Genomic DNA, 963 nt, shown 5'->3' with positions numbered 1-963 from the left:
TCAAAACGAGCTTGTATAGCTCTTGCATAGGTAGAATTTTGATTATTATGTTTATCACCTAGTCTTTGGGTATCTAAATCTTTTTCTAACTCCTTTTCTTGTTTATCAATAATAACACCTGTAAAAACTGGATCTAATAAAGCATAACTAGCATCTGCACAATTAGCATAGTCTAAAAATTTAGTGATTAAGTCTAATTTAGCTTCTTGTGTTTTAATGTTTTTGCTCATTTATATCCTTACTTAAAATTATCAAAATAGCTACAAGTGAATACTTCTTCATATCTAAAATATAATCCAGCACCCTCATCACCTCTTAAGAATACACCATCATTTTTATAATTATATCTTATATATGAAGCAAAAGGCTTGGGCATTTTTTTATATTTTTTATCATATACTATGGTTATAATATTGCCATTTCGTTTCTTAGATTTGATCATATCTTCTATATCATAATAAGCAAATGTTTCATTAAGTTTTTCATAATAAAAATATTCATAACCATCATCCTTAACTCGTTTTTCTATAGAAGGCTTTTTTTTTGTAAAATCGCTATACAATTCCCAATAAGCTTTATTGTAAATTATTACTTTATTATCTATATCTTTACACAACTTCTTAAACTCATAATACTGCGGATCCATATATTTATAAGAACATCCTCCTACTAAGAATAATAAAAGATATACAGGTAAAAGAAACAAAGTAAATTTTTTAAATATTGTTTTAAAATTTATAGTTTTTGTTTTATTTTTTAATTTACAAAAAATTTTAAAGATAAAATATAAAATAATAGAAAATATAAAAACAAAAAAGAAAAATATAAGAATAAATATTAAAAGATTAACAAAGAATTCTAGCATTTTTATTAACTCCTCTTAATTTTCTCTGTTTTTTTCATAAGACAATTTGTAGTGTTGGGCTGATGTTTTAAAAGTTTAAATCTATTTACAAAATCAAT

Annotated in this window: 1 protein-coding gene and 1 pseudogene; both read right to left on the bottom strand. The window is 23.3% G+C overall.

The genetic code is table 11. The features are described from left to right. Positions 1-230, bottom strand: a pseudogene (locus BGS40_RS05620) (methyltransferase); the annotation flags it as partial. 8 nt (positions 231-238) lie between these two features. After that, positions 239-646, bottom strand: a complete 408-nt coding sequence (locus BGS40_RS05615) for a hypothetical protein (protein ID WP_257841707.1) — start codon at positions 644-646, stop codon at positions 239-241. Between the last annotated feature and the right edge of the window lie 317 nt (positions 647-963).

Source organism: Campylobacter sp. 107, from assembly GCF_002383835.1.
Lineage (GTDB): Bacteria > Campylobacterota > Campylobacteria > Campylobacterales > Campylobacteraceae > Campylobacter_D > Campylobacter_D jejuni.
This window is presented reverse-complemented; position numbering and strand designations above follow the sequence as displayed.